Below are 18052 nucleotides of genomic sequence, written 5' to 3'. Positions count from 1 at the left end.
GTTGAGGCCCAGCATAGCAACTTCAAGTCGACTTGAGGCAAATCCACCGGGAGGCAAATCCACCGGAATCGTTTCCGCCCGAATCCGGACAACGCCTACGCGCCCACCGTCGCACGGGCCACCGTCATGAAATCGTTCAACGCGCTCCATCGGTAGTCCTGTCTGCGGATGCCGAAATCGATGGAATACCGTGCGCTTTGCCCAAGTGGAAGCACTTTGATTTCGGACAGGGCCCCGTCATCCTGTGTTCCGTGCAGGAACTGGCGGACCATCAGAGTCGCTCCGACGCCCAGCTTCGCCAGTGCGAGCAGGGTCTGCATGTTGTCGGACCGCACTTTGACTATGGGACGGAATCCCGACCGCTGGAACAGTTCGTCGCCGATACGGCCGTCGATGTCGTTGCAGTGGCCGAGCACGAACGGGCATTGGCTTAACGGCGTCAGGTCGCCCCGGGCGATGCGCGCCTCGGCCTCGCCCGGCGATCGGCCCACCACCTGCATCCACAGGGAACGTGATATGACCAGTTGCATCTCCTCATCGTAGAAGTCGATGAGCTCCACCCCCGGTATCGCGTGGGCGAAATGCGCAATGGCGAGATCCACCTCTCCGTCGGCCAACCTTCGACCATGTGATTCGTTCACGCCCTCGATCATGTCGATGGCGATACCTGGACGCTTCCTCTGGAATGCGGCGATGACGCGCGGCATGATGGCCTGTCCCCTGGTGTGCCCGACTGCCACGCGCAGCACACCCGACTCGTCGTGCGCGATATCGCCAAATTCCTGCATCATCATCGCATGCTCACGTTGGAATCCGTTGGCGTACCGCAGGAACGTCCTTCCCGCATAGGTCAGCTCCAATGGCACATGACGGACGAACAGCTCGCATCCCACCTCCCGTTCGAGGTTCGCGATGTGCGCGCTGAGCGTCTGCTGTGCGATGCCTAGACGTTTCGCCGCCTTGGTGAAGCTTCGTTCCTTGGCGACCATGATGAAGTAATCCATGCTCAGGAAATTCATGCACAGTATTTTACCTGTGACGCGAACCAAAGAACAACGTGATAATCCTGTTAATCTGACCGTGTCCGTCGCTGGAAGAAATTCCGAAGCACAATCTCGGAACACGGCGGAATCGTCGTGACAATCGACCATATGGGCGGATCGACACGTCCATAAGAAAGAGGAACCATGCCGGAAATCGTCGCCCTGCTGCTGTTCTGCGCCACACTCATCGCATGTATAGCGTGCGGCGTATCCATCATCCCGGCGCTGCTGGCCGGCGTGGTGATCTTCCTCGCGCACGGAAGATTGACCGGACATGCGTTCAAGCCGATGATCACCAAAGGATTGGCCACCATGCGCGCCGCCAGCATCATAGTGGTGACCTTCGTGCTGATCGGCATACTCACCACCTTGTGGCGAGCGGCAGGCACCGTGCCGTTTATCGTGGCGAACGCGACCGGCCTGGTGCGGCCGCATGTGGTAATTCTGCTCACGTTCCTGCTCAACTGCCTGATGTCTCTGCTGACCGGCTCGTCGTTCGCTTCGGCGGCCACCATGGGCGTCATCACCATGACCCTCGGCACGTCCATGAACATTCCGCCGATGCTGCTGGGAGGCGCCATCCTTTCCGGGATCTATTTCGGCGACCGATGCTCGCCCGTCTCCACCAGCGCGCAACTGGTCAAGACGCTCACTCATACGAACATCTTCGACAATATCCGTCTGATGCTCCGGACAGCGGCCGTGCCGTTCGCACTGTCCTGCGCGATATATGCGGCCATGGCGCTGTGCACCCACCCGTCCGCCGGATCGGTGGACATCGCCGCTCTGTTCTCCAGGGCGTTCGACCTGCATTGGGTGACGGTCGTTCCTGCCGTGGCGCTCGTCATCCTCGCGATCGCGAGGGTCGACGTGCGTGTCACTATGGGAGCCAGCGCACTGTCCGCGCTGCCGATCTGCCTGTTCGTGCAGCATTTGGGTTGGTCGGAAATTGGACGTGCGCTGCTATTCGGTTTCCATTGTGCCGACGCGCAGGTCGCGCCGCTTGTTGATGGCGGCGGTATCGGTTCGATGGTCAAAGTGATGCTAATCGTCTGCATCTCGTCTTCGTATTCCGGCATTTTCCAGGAAACCGGACTGTTGAGCGGAGCGCATCGTCTCGTCTCTTCGATGGCGAGTCACATCAGCGTTTTCGGCGCCACATTGGCCGCGTCCGTCGCAACCGGCGCCATCGCCTGCAATCAGACGCTGTCCATCATGCTGACGCACCAGTTATGCGACCATCTGGAATCCGATGGACAACGCAAGGCGATCAATCTTGAGGACACCGCCGTGGTGGTGGCTCCGCTTGTTCCATGGTCGATCGCAAGCGGAGTGCCGCTGGCTTCGGTCGACGCACCCACGTCCAGCATATTGATGGCCGTGTTCCTCTATCTGCTGCCGTTGACGCGGCTAATCGACGCCGCGGTCAAACGCAGGTAGTCCCGCCGGAACGTCCATGCTTGCAAGGCGACCAGATAACGAACTTCGTTGGGGTCTACTGTGCCTTGGCCGCCTGGCTGTTTACCCAGTTGTCGGCCATGTCGATGGCCTCGTCGAGCGTGACCTTGGCCGCCTTGTAGTATTTGGAGTCCTTGATGTCACTGTTTTCGATGAGCTTCCGGCCGGAATCCACCGCCTTGGACAGCGCGGACATCAGCTTGCGTCCCGTCAGCGTCAACGTGTCGTCCTTGCTGAGCCGGTCCACCAACTTGTCAGCCTTGTCGATCGACTGCTGCAGCTCCTTCTTCGACTCGTCCAACTGCCCAGTGCCGGAGGAGCTTTCCTGCTGTCCGTCGGATGACTGGCCGGATGATGCGCTATCCGTCGATCCGTCCGAATCATCTTTGGCTTTCTGCGATGAATCCGTGGATTTCTTCTCACGGATGTTCTTCAGGCTCGTATTGAGGGAATCCGTGGCGCCATCCAATGTCTTCGCCACGAGATTGAGCTGCGTGATGGTGGCGTTCGCCTTGCAGCCTTCCACATCGACCGTGTTCTCGGCGCTGGTGGCCGCATCCGCGAACGCGTCGAGGATGTCGTCCACTCCGAACACGTCACGGGCCAGTTTCTGCAATTCTCCGCTGTTGTCCGACGTGTCGAGCACGGCCTTGCGTGCCGTGCTGAATTCCGCAAGCGATTGGCGGCACGCGGCTAATGCCTCCTGCTGTTTGCCGCGGTAGACGCACGCGCCGACGCCGCATGCCACGACGAGCGCCACGACAACGGCAAGGACGATCGGCCAGACCCTTCGGCGGGGTACGGAAGGTTGTTCAACGTTTTGATAGTCCATATGCGCCACACCCCTGCGAATCAGCGTAAGTCGATGCTCTCGTCATTTCCCGCCCATTCTACGACCTTGAGGATGGGAATATCCTGAATGGACATCCGGCACAGACCAACGAATCCGGATCGGGCCGGCATATCGATTCGCCGCAGACATGTCCGGACGATTCCATGTCCACCACCTCAAGCAGGCCACGCTTCCGTGCACGGCCGATGGCCATGTCTATGAAATCGACAGGCAGACGCCGCTTGTCGGCGATCTGTCGCACCGTCAATCCGGCGGAGACGTCTTCGGCGACGCATGCGACGATATCGTCCGGATGATGGTCCGGATGACGGTCTTCATCCGAAGCGGACGGTCGGCGCGCGCGACGCCATCCATGCGTGGACATGCGCGCGGACATGCCGTTCCATGCCATGTGTGGATCACCATACCAATCGCAGTGATTGGAAGGCCACGACGGCGATCACGTACGCCACGGTCAAGCTCAGCAGCACGGAACGCGCCGCGACCCTCGTGCCGAACTGCCGTCTCATCTCCGCGACCGTCGCCAGGCATGGCGTGTAGGCGAGTGTGAACAGGAGGAACGCGATAGCGGCCGCCCTGCCGTGGCCGTGCGACGACCTTTCGAACGAGACGCGCAGCTTCTGCCCCAATGTTCCCTCGCCGCCGCGATTCCCGGCGGCATCGTCAGACTCGTCCGCGTGATACGCCTGGGACATCGAGCCGACCACGACCTCCTTGGCCACGAATCCGGTGATCAGCGCGGCCGAGGCATGCCAGTCGTCGAATCCGGCCGGTGCGAACACGGGGGCGACCGTGTCCGCGAGCACGCCGTATGCGGAATCATGCACATCGTCGACGTGCGCGAAGCCGCCCGCATCGGCCTTCATGGGAATGCCCTGCAGCAGCCACAGCACCATGATCATGGCGATGATGATCACGCTGGCTCCCCGGATGAACCCCCACAGGCGCAACAGCACCGAACGTACCAGCTGCACCGCGCGCGGGCACTGGTATGCGGGAAGCGCCAGCATCAACGGCTCCGGCTCAAGCCCACGGAACATGGTGTGGCGCAGCAGCACGCCGACCAGCAGGATGACCGCCACCGATGCCACATACATGAGGAACACCACCAGTCCGGCGTATTTCGGGAAGAACGCATGGGCGAGGACCAGAAACACCGACAGGCGCGCGGAACAGGCCGCGAACGGGACCAGCATCCCCGTCAGGACCCGCTGCCGGGAATCGGACAATGTGCGTGTGGCCGCCAATGCCGGCAGGTTGCAGCCGAATCCGACGATGATCGGCAGAAACGCGCGTCCGTCCAGTCCCAAGGCGCGCATGGCGCGGTCCATCACGAACGCGGCACGCGCCATATAGCCGGAATCCTCCAGCATCGACAGCAGCAGGAACATGATGCCCATCGTCGGGATGAACGTCAGCACCGTGATCACGCCGTCGAGCAGACCATCCACCGTCAGCGAGCGCAGCCATCCCCTTTCAGCGGCCGGGCCGAACAGGCCGAGCAGCCGGTCGATGCCGTCCGCGCACCAGCCTCGGAACGTCACGTCGATCCAATCCTGCATGGGGCTGGCAAGCGTGGTCGTGGCTTGGAACACCGTGAAAAGGACCGCGAGGAACACGATGATGCCGAATACGGGATGCAGAAGCACCCGATCGATGCGGTCGGATACCGTGACGCGTTCGTTCGCATGCACGTCAAGTCCACGTAATATGCCGGCCGTCCAATTCAGGCGGGCGTCGGCGCGTGATTCGGCCCAGGCCCGCATATCGGCGGCCGGATCGTCGGAATCCGCCGCCGTTCCCTGCCATGTGCTCAGTCCATGGGGAACGGGCGTGCCGGAGAAGCCATCCGCGATCGCGTCGGCCAAGGCCTTTCCGCCTTCCCCGGTACGCCCGTCGACCGCGACGACCGGCATGCCGTCCAGCAGGCGGGACAGGCGGTCGGGGTCGACGCCGCAACCGTTGCGGGACGCGAGATCGTCCATGGTGAGCGCCACCACGGTCGGCAGGCCAAGCTCCACCACCATCGACAGCAGATACAGGGATCGCGACATCGCGGTGGCGTCGAGCACCACAACGACCAGATCTGGCGCGGGCATGCCCGAAGCGCCGGTCAGCGCATCGACGGCGACCTGTTCGTCTGGGCTCATCGGCAGCAGCGAATAGGTGCCCGGCGTGTCCACGAACTGCCAGAACAGCGGCTTCCCGGACTCCGCCGAGCCTTTCTCGTAACGGTATCGTCCGCAGGTGATGGACACGGTGGTGCCCGGCGCGTTCATCGTGCGGGTCTTCGCCCCAAGCAGCGCGTTGAACATCGACGATTTCCCGACGTTCGGATTGCCGATGAACACCACACGCTTCGCGGCCCCGCCATGGGCACCGCCATGGACATCGCCGTCGGCGCGGCAGCATGCGTCATCGCTTTGCGGATGGCAGCATTCGTCACCTCTGAGACTGCGCAGGTTCAGCATTCGTCCGTATCCCCATTCCCATCATTCCGCTTGGCTCCGTCACATATGGGCCTCACGCGGACGGCGCGGGCCGTATCCCCGTCCAAAGCGACGCGTTCGCCGCCGAACGCGATGACGCGTCCGCCGAAGACGCCTCGTTGCACGACCCGCAGCTCCACGCCCCGCGCCAAGCCGATCTCGCGCAGACGAAACCTGTGCCGGTCATCCAAATCGACGCCGTCCACAACGACGCGTACGCCGCGCGGGCAGTCGCGCAACGTCATGACGGCGTCCTTCTTCTTCATCCGGGAACGTTCCGTATCATCGTCCCGACGCCCATGCGCAATATCCATGGCTTCCACACATAGCAGGAAAAACCGCAATTCACAAGGCATCCATACGAAAAGGCGCCCGAATCCAACGATCCGGACGCCTTTCATATCATGGAGCGGGAGCGAGCCTCACTTGCCCTTGGAGACGTTGAACTTAAATTCGACGATGTCACCGTCCTGCATGACGTAGTCGCGGCCTTCCTGGCGGAGCTTGCCTTCCTCCTTGATCTTCGTCATGGAGCCGTCGGCAGCCACGAAATCGTCATAGGAGACGATATCGGCCTTGATGAAGCCCTTTTCGAAGTCAGTGTGGATCACGCCGGCGGCCTGCGGGGCGGTGTAGCCCTTGTGGATCTGCCATGCGCGCACTTCCTTCTCGCCTGCGGTGAGGAAGGTGGACAGGCCGAGCGTGTCGTAGCCGACGCGCGCCAGCTGGTCGAGGCCGGATTCCTCAAGACCTGCGTCGGCGAGCATTTCGCGGGCATCCGCCTCGTCGAGTTCAGTCAGATCGGCTTCGAACTGCGCGTTGAGGAAGATGGCCGGAGCCGGAGCCACGGATGCGGCGAGCTTGTCCTTGAGTTCCTGGTTCTGCAGTTCGGAATCGTCCACGTTGAACACGTAGATGAACGGCTTAGCACTCATCAGGTGCAGATCATAGACGGAATCCTTATCGAAACGCCCCTCGCGAGCGGCCTTATCGATGGTTTCACCGGCTTCGAGAATGGTCTTGGCCTGCTTGACGGCTTCCATGTAAGCCGGCTCGATCTTCTTGCCGCGCAGATCCTTTTCCAGCTTCGGCAGCGCGTTTTCAATGGTCTGCAGATCGGCGAGGATCAGCTCAGTGTTGATGGTGTCAATGTCGTCGGCCGGATCGACCTTGCCGTTGACGTGCACGATATCGTCATCCTCGAAGGCGCGCACGACCTCGCAGATCGCGTCCGCCTCACGGATGTTGGCGAGGAACTTGTTACCCAGGCCTTCACCCTCGGATGCACCCTTGACGATGCCTGCGATATCCACGAAGGTAACGGTGGCCGGCACAATCTTCTCGGTGTGCACGAGCTTGGCAAGCACCGGAAGACGATTGTCCGGCAGCGGTACGATGCCGGTGTTCGGCTCGATGGTGGCGAACGGATAGTTTTCCGCCAGCACGTTGTTACGGGTCAATGCGTTGAACATGGTGGACTTGCCGACGTTCGGCAGTCCGACGATTCCGATAGTAAGAGACATGGTTCCCTAGCTTAGTATCAGGCTTCGATGGCGTCGACAGCTTTGATCACCGCACCACGGAAAGCGCTTTCTTCCAAGGACGCCACACCCTTGATAGTGGTGCCCCCCGGAGAGCAGACCGCGTCCTTCATGGCACCCGGATGGGTTTCGTTGGCCAAGTACAGCGCGCCGACGCCTTCCACCATCTTCGCCGCAAGACGATAGGCGGTGGCGCGTTGCAAACCGTATTTCACACCGGCGTCACCAAGCGCTTCGATATACATGTCGGTGAATGCGGGCGCACAGCCGGCGATGCACATGCCGATACCCATATGCGCGGAATCAACGCGCTCGATGAGGCTGATCGACGAGAACAGCTTTTCGAACGTCTCGGTTTGCGTATCGGTCAGCGTGTTGTCGGTTTCGGTGACGAGCACGCCTTTGCCGACGGCCATCGGCGTATTGGGGATGGTGCATTGGATATGCATCGCGTCGAAATCGGTGCCGAACAGTTCACGGTATTTGGCGAGATCCCAGCCTGCCGCAATGGATACGACGAATGTGCTTTCGTTGGCGAGCGCGCCGGCGATTGGTTTGATGACGTTTTCGATCTGGTACGGTTTGATGGCGATGATGACAACGTCGGCCGCGTCTGCGACTTCGGCAGCGGTGCGCAGCGGTGTGGCACCAACCTTCGTCGTGGTTTTCTCCAGTTTGTCGTAATGCGCGGCGCACGCCACGATGTCAGTACCGTCGATTGCACCTGCCGCGACAAGCCCTTCGGCAATGGCCTGTGCCATGTTGCCGTATCCGATGAATCCGATGGTTGGGTTGGACATGGTTTCTCCTTGTTGTTCCCGGTTCCTATTTGATATCGATATATGGATGGATTGTCTGTGTCAGAACAGTTCTTCCAGATCTCCCCTGTTCAGTGCTTCGTTGAACAGGTGTTTGAAGACCACGGAACCATGCACGCCGTCATGTTCGAATTCGTTGGTGGTCCAATAATGTGAACGGCCAACACGAGACAGCGTGTCGAGCTGCAATCCAGAATCTACGTACATGTCGTCAAAATAGACGGCAGCCTGCAGCGGAACCTCATTACGAGCCAACTGGTCGGCATCGTAGATCATGCCGAAATGCGTGTCTTCCATAAGCACGTCCATGGCTGGTTTGAACGGACGCAACGCACGTTCCTGCTCGAACATCCACGGGAACATGGCCTCGCCGGTGAAATTAAGCGGACGAATGCCACCCGCGAATTCCGGATGCTCGCCGCGCACGCGCTGGGCGGCCCAGCAAATCGGCGTTTCCAGCTCGCCATTGGCGTAGATGAACTCCTGCAACGGCCAATACAGCGGACGAGACGAAGTCGCATCCATCACGGAAGACAGGAACTCGTCAGACAGTTCCGCCGAGGTCGAGGCCGAACCATCGCCGTCAAGGAACGCCTGGTCAAGAATCCAATGCACGCGTTCGAAACTCGGCTTCATACCGAAATCGGATCCCAAGCATTGGAAGCGTTCCACCGTGAGCGGATCGCCGTTCGGCAATGTGACCTCGCGCGATTGCAGTATGTCGGCAACCGTTGCGGCACGTTCGATATCGATCGGGTAACGCTCGTAGAACTGCTTCGTCTTTGCCGCCATACGCGGGAACGTATGACGGTACACGTCGGTCGCATCGGCGGGAACATGAGGAATGCCGCCCGTGGTGAAACTGGCGATAACCCCTTGCGGGAACAGCGAAAGATACGTCAACGTCAGGAATCCACCGTAGCTTTGACCAAGCGTGACCCAACGTGCGCCCCCGAATTCGGTACGACGCAGATGCTCGAAATCACGAACGATCGAATCGGCGAGGAAACGCTTCAAAAACGCGGCACCGGCCTTGCCGCCGCCATCCATGCCCTCAATCACATGCGTGTCGACGCGGGACGAACGCCCAGTACCACGTTGATCCGGCAATACCACACGGAAATGCTTGATGGCCTCCTCAATCCAACCATCGGAACTTGGACCGAGCGGACGCGGACCGGAACCACCGGGACCACCCTGCAGGAACACGAGCAGCGGAAGATCATCATGCACATGTTCAGGAGCGGTGACCACACGGTAGAACAGGCTGATCGATTCGCCATCGAACCCATGACCGGGCTCGTGGCCCATCCAATCCAACGGCACCTTGATGGAACGATCCTCAATATGCAATCCGGGCACGTAGTATTCGCTCAGCAACGTCATGCATTCACCTTCCCTTTGGCGTCATCGGCATATTCAATGCGAGTAGTGGCTTCTTGATGGCTTCCATCCCACCCACACGCGGAGACAACCTTACCTCACAAAAGCGGCTTTATCCTGCCGCCATTTCATTCCCGCGCATGATGGCGCCACAGCATATCTGGCGCTAGGGTGGAGCATATGTCGAATTTCAAGCAGCGTCTCTTGTCGTGGATGCATGGTCATGTCTTCGCAGGCGATCTCATCATCACGCTTGTCATAGGTGTTCTGCTGTTCGGCGTGACCAGCGGCATCACCTATAATCCGGGATTGCTGTTTGACCTTAAGCCTTCCACGCAGATGGCATGGGAAGCGGCAATGCTTATCCCGCTGCTGATCCGTCGATGGCGGCCGCAGACCGGAGCGTTGCTCTGCGTGGCATTGACCTTGGCACATCTCATATTCGGCCCTTGCCTGCTGGGCGCCGATATTCTGGCATTGTTCATGCTGTATTCGGTGATTGTCTACGGCAATCCCAAAAACACGAAAGCCTTCATTATTCTGGCGTTGGCCATCGGTCTTCTGGCTTCGGCGCTGATGGCATGGACCATGACCAATGGACCGCTGCTCACCGGAGGCAAAGTGCATACATGGAGCAGCTGGAATGGCTCAAATCCAAATGGCATTATGGTCACGGAAGACACTCTCGGTTCCATCTACACAGGAACATCCATGTCGGAAGTCGCCGACATGGTGGCGCAATACATGCTGGTGCTGACGCCGATTTTCGAAGTATGCATTATTTCCACCGTCATTGTAGCGTTCTGGCAGCGCGCCCGTCTGGCAACCGTTCGCATGATGCGGGAACGCAATGAGGCAATCGCCGCGCGAGACCAGGATGAACGCGATATCGCCGCGTTGGCGGAACGCGCACGCATCGCACGTGACATGCACGATGTGGTGGCGCACACCCTATCAATCATCATCGTGCAGTCTGATGGCGGCCGCTATGCAGGCACGCATGATCCCGCGGTGGCTAGAAACACCATGGAGACGATTCGACACGAATCGGAACGCGCACTGCATGACATGCAACGTCTTCTGGGAGTATTCGGGGGTTCACCGCACGCCGATTATAACGATATAGGCAATCTTGTGGAACAAGCGCGAAACGTCTCCCCCGACATTCGAATCCGATGGAATATCACCGGCACCGCCAGCCCAGAACAACTCAGCGAACAAGCCTCGATAGCTTCCTACCATGTAGTGCAGGAGGCGCTGACGAATATCCGCAAGTATGCGGGGCCGCACGTCGATGCGCATATTAAAGAGTCATGGAACAACGGTTTGCTCACTTTGACCATCACCGACAATGGTCGTGGCGCGGCGGCCAATATCGACGGGCATGCGCCAGGTTACGGCCTGCTGGGCATGAAGGAACGCATCGAATCGGCCGGAGGCTCGTTGCAGGCTGGCCCTCAACTCGGCGGAGGCTTCGAAGTCATGGCCACCCTGCCTTACGGCGGTAAAGAACAGGTGACAGACGAAACCGGCGAACAGTATGCCTCGGAACAGTCCGAATCGTGCAACACAACTGCCATATCCAGCAAAGCGAGATTATCCGACGAAGCAATCGCGTCTCATACAGCCGTCAACATATCGGCGCGAATCCCAGATCAACCATCGGAGCGGACGCAGGAAACCAAGCAACCGACCGGTCGCGATCATCGTTCGAATGCCCTGCAACATTTGCGCATCACCGCACCCAATCTGCATGATTTGCTCAAATCGTTGAAACTGAAATCCGTAGAATTTGCAAATACATCCAATTCGCGAGGGCCGAATTGGGTGGAACGTGTTTCCGCATGGACGCAGCACCATTATGTGCTCATGGATTCCGTTGGTGCCGTGGTATTGGTCATGCTGCTGAATCGCATGTCGATTACGTTCCTTTTTGATAGTTCACCTCTTGCGCAGCTCTCTCATGCGATCGCCACCTGCTGCATATTGGCGCTGTCTCTTCGACGCAGGTTCCCCGAGACTTGCGCGCTTATTGTGTTCGTATTGTCAGTTGTGCAATTGTTGTTTTTGGGATCGATTGAGGTTGAACATATCGTAGCGTCGCTGTGTGCTCTGTATTCAGCCGTATTGTATGGACGCGAACACGCATGGCGTTGGACCGGTTCTGCCGCTGTCACCTGTTCGGTGCTGATGGGCTTGAAAATCGCGGCCGATCAACACGGATACATTACCTTGTTCGGCGCCATCACCGCTTCCGTGGGCTTGACAAAACCGGTTTCAGCCGCGTCAAGCAGTACTGCGGCGTTCTTTACCGGCGTTATGTATACGGTTGCGGTGTTGATACTGTGCGCCGGCATTATGGCATGGGCGCGTTGGACTCGCTCCAGTGATTCAAACGCACTGGTGTTGCAGGCGCGAGAGGAAGCGCTGGTGGCCGAGCAGGAGAAGCAGCGTATTCTCGCGGCGAATATGGAACGCGACCGTATCAGTGCCAGCATTCAGGCTGAAGTCACCGCCACGCTGAACAGCGTGATTAGTCAAGCCGTCGATGGTATCCGCATGTTGGACGCTGCCGAAGCACAAGGCAAAGAGCCTACCGCCGACGAGATTTCCGCAGCGTTCAAAGCCATCGGAGAACAGGGGCGCGCCGCGCTTAAGCGTATGCGCGAACTGCTCGGAGTGCTTCGTGAGACTGGTTTCAGCGATGACGCTCATGCCGGTAGCGCGAACGAACTGCAGTTGAGGCCCGCAGCACCGCTGGAGGAGCAGCTGCAGCGCGCGTCTCGATAGCCGGTTCAAGTTTTTCAGGGAGATTTAAGGGGTTGTTTCGCGCTGTGAGCGGAACGATGCCGATAAGGTGGAGAGTATGAGTGAAGAACAGAAGATTCGTGTGGTCATCGCCGATGATCAGGAATTGGTGCGTGCCGGTTTCGCGATGGTGATCGGCTCGCAACCGGATATGGCGGTTGTCGGCCAGGCGCGCGATGGCGCGGAAGCGGTGGCTTTGGCGGAGACGTTGCATCCCGACGTGGTGCTGATGGATGTGCGTATGCCCAGTGTGGACGGCATTGAGGCGACACGTCGGATCAGCGCGTTGCAGCATCGTTTCGCACCTGACGGAAGCGCGCTTGACGATGCGCATACCCGTGTGATCATTCTGACGACGTTCGATTTGGACGAATACGTGATGGCCGCGATCAACGCCGGCGCGTCCGGTTTCCTGCTGAAGGACACGGAACCGGAGACGTTGCTCAATTCGATTCGCACCGTGTATCAGGGCAACGCCATCATCGCTCCGTCCGCCACGAAACGGCTTATTGAAAAAATGATGGATGGCAGTTTCGCAAGCGCTGCCACCACTCAACCCGCTTCCGTCACGTCCACTTCCGTTTCAATGGCGCCGGCGTATACCGATCCGGAATTGGACGAACTGACCGACCGCGAGCGCGAGGTGCTTATCGAGATCGCACATGGTCTGTCGAATCAGGAAATCGCGGACAAGCTGTTCATCAGCCTGCCTACCGTGAAAACGCATGTCGCGCATATTCTGTCGAAAATCAATGCGCGCGACCGCGTGCAAGCCGTCGTGTTCGCCTATGAAAACCATCTCGTATAAAATCTTCATAAAACGTATTCGGCAACAAAAATGCTCCTTCTTTCGAAGGAGCATTTCGTTTATCGCCTAAGCTTCTGCGAGCGCCTCGACAGGCCGAACCGTAAAGCGGGAAGCCTGGTAGGCTTCCCGTAGGTGAGGTGAGCGGCTTGCCGCGAAGGCCGCCAGTTGAGGTGCTAAGCTTCTGCGAGCGCCTCAACTGGCGGCACCCTGACCGCCCGACGGGCAGGTGCGATGCTGGCCAGCAACGCTGCCACAGCCGCCACGGCAAGCACAATGCCGTTGATTCCCCATTCGAATGGGAACGCCACGGTGCCGTACAGACTGAACACCACGTATGCGCCCAGCCAACCGAACAATGTACCAAGCAGTATGCCGGCAAGGCCTGAGACTACGGAGATGAGCAGCGCTTCGATGGCGAGTGATGCCCGTAGCTGGCCGCGGGTCATGCCGATGGCGCGCAGAGTGGCCGATTCGCGGGTGCGTTCAATCACCGATAGGGACAGCGTGTTGGCCACGCCGACAAGTGCGATGAGCACAGCCACAGCGATCAATCCCACCAGAAGCATCATCATGGAGTCGATCATCTTCGCCCATACGATGCGTTCGGCGATCGGTCCGGTCACTGTCGCATCAGTGCTCTTCTCCAATGCGGCCTGCATGTCGTTGTAGATGCCGTCAACGGAAACTCCCGACTTGTCAGTATCCGCCTTGACCAGCAGCACATGGGTGGCGGCATCGAGGTCACCATTGGTGAAATGGCTTTCATCCACGAATCCGACAGCTCCATACTGTGCGGATACGCGACGGTAGTCGGCTTGGTTTGCTTGCAATGTCAGCGAACGCGTAGCGTCGCCGTCCTGGTTCCATTCGGTAGAGAAATCAGCCGTACCATTGGCGAACTGCAGTTTCTTGCCGGTTTGCGCATTGTATGTTGGCATGAGCACGCCATCACTGTCGATGGAGGCGTTACCCAAGTTGGCACGCATGACCTGCTTGACCTGATCGATATTCTTCACGCCGACCAGCAATGCGGACGTAGGCTGGGTTCCATCCGCTTTCTCCAAGGTCACGGAAACCGCCGGCGCATACAACGTGTCGGACACGCCGTTGATGTCGGCTACATCCTTGACCATTTGCTGGCTGATGTCATCGCCCATGGCCACGATGTCGACGCTATAACGGGTGGCGAGCGCACCATTCATAGTCTCTTTGGCGCTGGCGGCACCGGTTGCGATGGTGGAAACCAGGGTGACGCCGATGAGCAGAGCGGCACCGGTTGCTGCGATGCGTCGCGGATTCTTCTGAATGTTGGCGTGCGCAACCGTTGCGGAAGGGCCTGTCAGCGAGGCCAACGCTCCAACTCCCTTCATGAGGGCCGGCATCCAAAACACCGCGGTGACCACCATTCCGAGGAATACCAGTGCGGCGCCGGCGATGGCTACGAGCAGAATCATCGTGAATTGATCGCTGCTCGCATTCTCGCCGCCATTGGTGGCTTGTACCTGCCAGATGGAAAATACCACCATGGAGATACCGACCACCACCATCAGAATACCGATTATGGCTCGCGTGAGGCTGGAACGACGGTTGTCGGTCAGTTCAATCGGGCGCAATGCCTCCAATGGCGTCACCGCAGTAGCGGAACGTGCGGATCCCAGGGATGCGAGCACCGTCACCACAATACCGAAGAGAATAGGTATGACGGCGGCCTGCCAAGAGAAATTGAATCGCATACCCTCTTGCATGATGTCGCTGACGCACATGCCCCACATGAGCAGACTTCCCAGCACCACGCCAAGCACGGATGCGACGAAGCCAAGCACTGCCGCTTCGAACAGCACGGAACCATACAGCTGGCCTTTTTTCGCGCCGATGGTGCGCAGCAAGGCGAGTGTGCGGCGGCGTTGCGCCACGAGTACTTGGAACGTGTTGGCGATCACCAGTGCCGCCACGAACATGGCAAGCACGCCGAAGCACATGAGGAATGTGGTGACGATGCTGGTTTGGTTGCCGGTTAAGGATTTGATGCTTTCGTCACTGACCTGCTGTCGCGACATCAGATCGAAATGCTTTGGCAGCAACGCTTTCACACTGTTGATGGTTTTTGCGGATACGCTATTTCCATCCAAGGCAAGGTCGAGGTATACCGTTGTTGTTCCGACGGTGTCGAAATCGTCCGTTCCCTGCATTGCGGCAAGCAGATTGTCGGATCCTACGATCGCACCACCATAGTACGAGTAGGCGCCGTTCGGATCGGAGGTGAGTCCGACCACGCGCACGTTGTCCGCTTTGGCTTTGCCATCGGTGCCTACCGCATATTGGGAGGTCAGTCTTACAGTGTCGCCAATGCCGACGTTCAGCTGTTTCGCCATGTCTTCCGGCAGTGCGACTTCGTTGGAGTCCTTCGGCTGGTCCCCTTCCGTAATATTCACGGGAAGCATGTTCTTCTGTGCCGCGGTAGAGATGATCTCGCCGCTGATGACGCTGTCCCCCCTGGAAACGCTGACGCCGGTTTCCACCGAGGCGCGGACACCGTCAACCCCTTCGATGCCGGCGATCTGGTCGAGATGGAAGTCGCCGACAGTGCTGGAGTACGCTTCGTTGAGTTCCTCATCGCTCAGGTCGGAGCTGTTGACGGTCACCGCATAGTTGGCGTTTCCGAACATGGCGGTCATCTGCCGTGTCAGGGAGTCGTTCATGGCATTGCCGAACAGGAAGGTGCTGGCGATGAACGCCGTGCCGATCATGATGGCGATGCCTGCGGGTATGAGCATGCGCTTGGTTTTTCGCATGAGTTTCAAAGTGATGGACCACATGGTTAATTCTGTTTCCTTCTTCGAATGCTTCTACAGTGCGTTTAGCGGGAATGTCTCACGGAAGCCACATTCATTGTGGCGGCTTCGCGTTCCTTCATCAGCAGTTCACTCATCTGGTCTGCTGTCGGCTTGTTCACGTCCGCCACGATCTGGCCGTCGGCGAACACGAGCGCACGGTCGGCGTAAGACGCGGCGACCGCATCATGCGTGACCATGATGATGGTTTGGCCAAGTTCGTTGACGGAACGTTTCAGGAAGCTCAACACTTCGGCGCTTGATACAGAGTCAAGATTGCCGGTGGGCTCGTCTGCGAACACCAGTTTCGGTTTGGTGATCAATGCTCGCGCGATGGCCACACGCTGCTGTTGGCCTCCCGATAGTTCGTTCGGACGATGGTTAAGACGTTCCTTAAGGCCAAGCGTTTCCACCAGCAGACGCAACCACTGTCGGTCGGGTTTCGCTCCAGCCAAGGTCAAGGGCATGAGAATGTTCTGTTCGGCAGTAAACATCGGCAGCAGATTGAAGCTTTGGAAGATGAAACCGATCTGATGGCGGCGCAGCAGGGTGAGCTGGTCGTCGTTCATGCGGGTCAGATCCTTGCCGTCGAACATGACGTGTCCGCTAGTGGCCGAATCAAGTCCGGCCAGCGTGTGCATCAACGTGGATTTACCAGAGCCGGAAGGGCCCATGATGACGGTGAATTTTCCTTGTTCGAAGGCGATATTGACGTCACGTAACGCATGCACCGCGTTGCTTCCGGAACCGTAGTCCTTGACAAGATCGATGGCTTCAATGGCAGTGTTATTGGCTTTGATGGCGTCCCTGATGTCCATGGAAGTTCCTTTCTTTGCGAAGTTACTTCCAACATACGGAACATTCGACGTCAACGGCATTATGCGTTGGTCTGAAATCCTGCTGAACCGCGACTCATCCTTGAGTATGAGATCAACGCGGGAACAGCGAAAACTGGATGATCAGAAACCATGTTCCAAGCATCGGGCAATCGTCAATCGCCTAGCAATACGCCTTCGTGCGGCGGCTCAAGCCAATACGACTCCTTTTCCACACTGACGGTGGACGCCCACCAGGTCTGTTCCACGCCTGGCAATGGGCGAATGGATTCGTCCACCACGCGCCATAGGTCCTCATCGTTGTCGGCGATGATTTCAATCAGGTAATCGGTACCGTTCAATCCGACACCACTCATCGCGTACGTCACTTCGTCGATGGCCAGAAGCTGTTCGGAGTCAAGCCGATATGGAGGTTTCACTCCAAGTCCGAGGAATGCCTGTCGGAATCCTCCCAAACGCATGGGGCTTACCGTGGCCATAATGCGCATCACGCCGGAATCTTCGAGTTTTTTGATGCGGCCGCGAATCGCCGTATGGGTCACGCCGAGACGCTCCCCCAACGACGCATAGCTGGCCCTGCCGTCCTTCTGCAGTTCGTTGAATGTGTGCACGAACCGTGGATCCAGACGATGCGAGGGAATATCAGTGCCGACACTCGCCTCGCGTTTGGTCAGGAAGCCGGTTTCGCCATGCGCGGCGAGCAGACGGTTCACCACGCTGACATTGTGGTCATCAAGCACCAGCCGTCCGCATGAGAACACCTGCAGACGGGACAATCCCGGCAACGCGCGCAGACCATGTTTGAGGAAATGATCCATGCCTTCAGCCGAATACACCACAGCCTCAGCGATGATGTCGGCATCCCCCAGAGCGCAGACCACGTAGGTGACCTGTGGCATGGATTGGAGCATGGCAAGAGCCTCATCCCTGCTCCCGTCGAGACGAAGTCCCACCAGCACCTGGCTGTAATTGCCCAGACTCAATGGATTGCACACCGGAACGATGCTCATGATGCCGGATCCAGTAAGCCTGCGGTAGCTTTCCGTAGCCGCGTAGACGGAAATGCCGATTTTGTCGGCAAGCTCCTGCATGGTCATACGGCCGTCGCATTGCAATGCCGAAACCACTTTCAGATCACGGGCCGAAATCACGGGCCTTCGCTCCCCGTATGCCATCATCCAACC

Annotated in this window: 14 protein-coding genes; 3 read left to right on the top strand and 11 right to left on the bottom strand. The window is 58.6% G+C overall.

The window, feature by feature from the left end; all coding sequences use genetic code 11:
- Nucleotides 1–95 precede the first annotated feature (95 nt).
- The gene (locus AC1ATL_RS05550) at nucleotides 96–1019 is read right to left on the bottom strand and encodes a LysR family transcriptional regulator (protein ID WP_476569137.1); all 924 of its coding nucleotides are present in this window, start codon (nucleotides 1017–1019) and stop codon (nucleotides 96–98) included.
- Between the two features lie 168 nt (nucleotides 1020–1187).
- Here AC1ATL_RS05550 and AC1ATL_RS05545 point away from each other — a divergent pair, with 168 nt between their 5' ends.
- A complete protein-coding gene (locus AC1ATL_RS05545; RefSeq protein WP_476569135.1) occupies nucleotides 1188–2483 on the top strand; it encodes a Na+/H+ antiporter NhaC family protein in 1296 nt (431 codons plus the stop codon).
- 55 nt (nucleotides 2484–2538) lie between these two features.
- Here AC1ATL_RS05545 and AC1ATL_RS05540 read toward each other — a convergent pair whose 3' ends face one another.
- From AC1ATL_RS05540 to AC1ATL_RS05510, 7 genes are all read right to left on the bottom strand, one after another.
- Nucleotides 2539–3333: a hypothetical protein gene (locus AC1ATL_RS05540; protein ID WP_476569133.1), complete on the bottom strand. Its 795-nt coding sequence runs from the start codon at nucleotides 3331–3333 to the stop codon at nucleotides 2539–2541.
- Between the two features lie 58 nt (nucleotides 3334–3391).
- Nucleotides 3392–3730 (bottom strand): peptidase, encoded by a 339-nt coding sequence (locus AC1ATL_RS05535; protein ID WP_476569131.1) that lies wholly within the window; start codon nucleotides 3728–3730, stop codon nucleotides 3392–3394.
- 22 nt (nucleotides 3731–3752) lie between these two features.
- Nucleotides 3753–5825, bottom strand: a complete 2073-nt coding sequence (feoB, locus tag AC1ATL_RS05530) for a ferrous iron transport protein B (protein WP_476569129.1) — start codon at nucleotides 5823–5825, stop codon at nucleotides 3753–3755.
- Nucleotides 5819–6109: a FeoA family protein gene (locus tag AC1ATL_RS05525; RefSeq protein ID WP_476569127.1), complete on the bottom strand. Its 291-nt coding sequence runs from the start codon at nucleotides 6107–6109 to the stop codon at nucleotides 5819–5821. Before AC1ATL_RS05525 ends, feoB begins: the two co-directional genes overlap by 7 nt.
- 156 nt (nucleotides 6110–6265) lie before the next feature.
- Nucleotides 6266–7366, bottom strand: coding sequence for a redox-regulated ATPase YchF (gene ychF / locus AC1ATL_RS05520; RefSeq protein ID WP_476569125.1), 1101 nt, complete (start codon nucleotides 7364–7366; stop codon nucleotides 6266–6268).
- 17 nt (nucleotides 7367–7383) lie between these two features.
- Complete coding sequence (gene proC / locus AC1ATL_RS05515; protein ID WP_432624399.1) at nucleotides 7384–8184, bottom strand: pyrroline-5-carboxylate reductase; 801 nt, start codon at nucleotides 8182–8184, stop codon at nucleotides 7384–7386.
- A gap of 60 nt (nucleotides 8185–8244) precedes the next feature.
- On the bottom strand, nucleotides 8245–9588 hold the full coding sequence (locus AC1ATL_RS05510; protein WP_476569123.1) for an alpha/beta fold hydrolase: 1344 nt from the start codon (nucleotides 9586–9588) through the stop codon (nucleotides 8245–8247).
- A 177-nt stretch (nucleotides 9589–9765) separates the two neighbouring features.
- Here AC1ATL_RS05510 and AC1ATL_RS05505 point away from each other — a divergent pair, with 177 nt between their 5' ends.
- Together AC1ATL_RS05505 and AC1ATL_RS05500 are read left to right on the top strand one after the other, a co-directional pair.
- Nucleotides 9766–12375 (top strand): sensor histidine kinase, encoded by a 2610-nt coding sequence (locus tag AC1ATL_RS05505; RefSeq protein WP_345742405.1) that lies wholly within the window; start codon nucleotides 9766–9768, stop codon nucleotides 12373–12375.
- Between the two features lie 76 nt (nucleotides 12376–12451).
- Nucleotides 12452–13201: a response regulator gene (locus AC1ATL_RS05500; RefSeq protein WP_217063460.1), complete on the top strand. Its 750-nt coding sequence runs from the start codon at nucleotides 12452–12454 to the stop codon at nucleotides 13199–13201.
- A 173-nt stretch (nucleotides 13202–13374) separates the two neighbouring features.
- Here AC1ATL_RS05500 and AC1ATL_RS05495 read toward each other — a convergent pair whose 3' ends face one another.
- The 3 genes from AC1ATL_RS05495 to AC1ATL_RS05485 all read right to left on the bottom strand — a co-directional run bounded on the left by AC1ATL_RS05495 (nucleotide 13375) and on the right by AC1ATL_RS05485 (nucleotide 18043).
- Complete coding sequence (locus AC1ATL_RS05495; protein ID WP_432624401.1) at nucleotides 13375–16017, bottom strand: ABC transporter permease; 2643 nt, start codon at nucleotides 16015–16017, stop codon at nucleotides 13375–13377.
- 41 nt (nucleotides 16018–16058) lie between these two features.
- Entirely contained in the window at nucleotides 16059–16850 is a 792-nt protein-coding gene (locus tag AC1ATL_RS05490; RefSeq protein ID WP_026645712.1) for an ABC transporter ATP-binding protein, read from the bottom strand.
- Nucleotides 16851–17023: 173 nt separating this feature from the next.
- The gene (locus AC1ATL_RS05485; RefSeq protein WP_476569350.1) at nucleotides 17024–18043 is read right to left on the bottom strand and encodes an Lrp/AsnC family transcriptional regulator; all 1020 of its coding nucleotides are present in this window, start codon (nucleotides 18041–18043) and stop codon (nucleotides 17024–17026) included.
- Nucleotides 18044–18052 lie beyond the last annotated feature (9 nt).

This window comes from Bifidobacterium sp. LH_743 (assembly GCF_056355775.1).
Note: the sequence above shows the minus strand (reverse complement) of the source record. Positions and strands in the feature narration are given on the sequence as shown.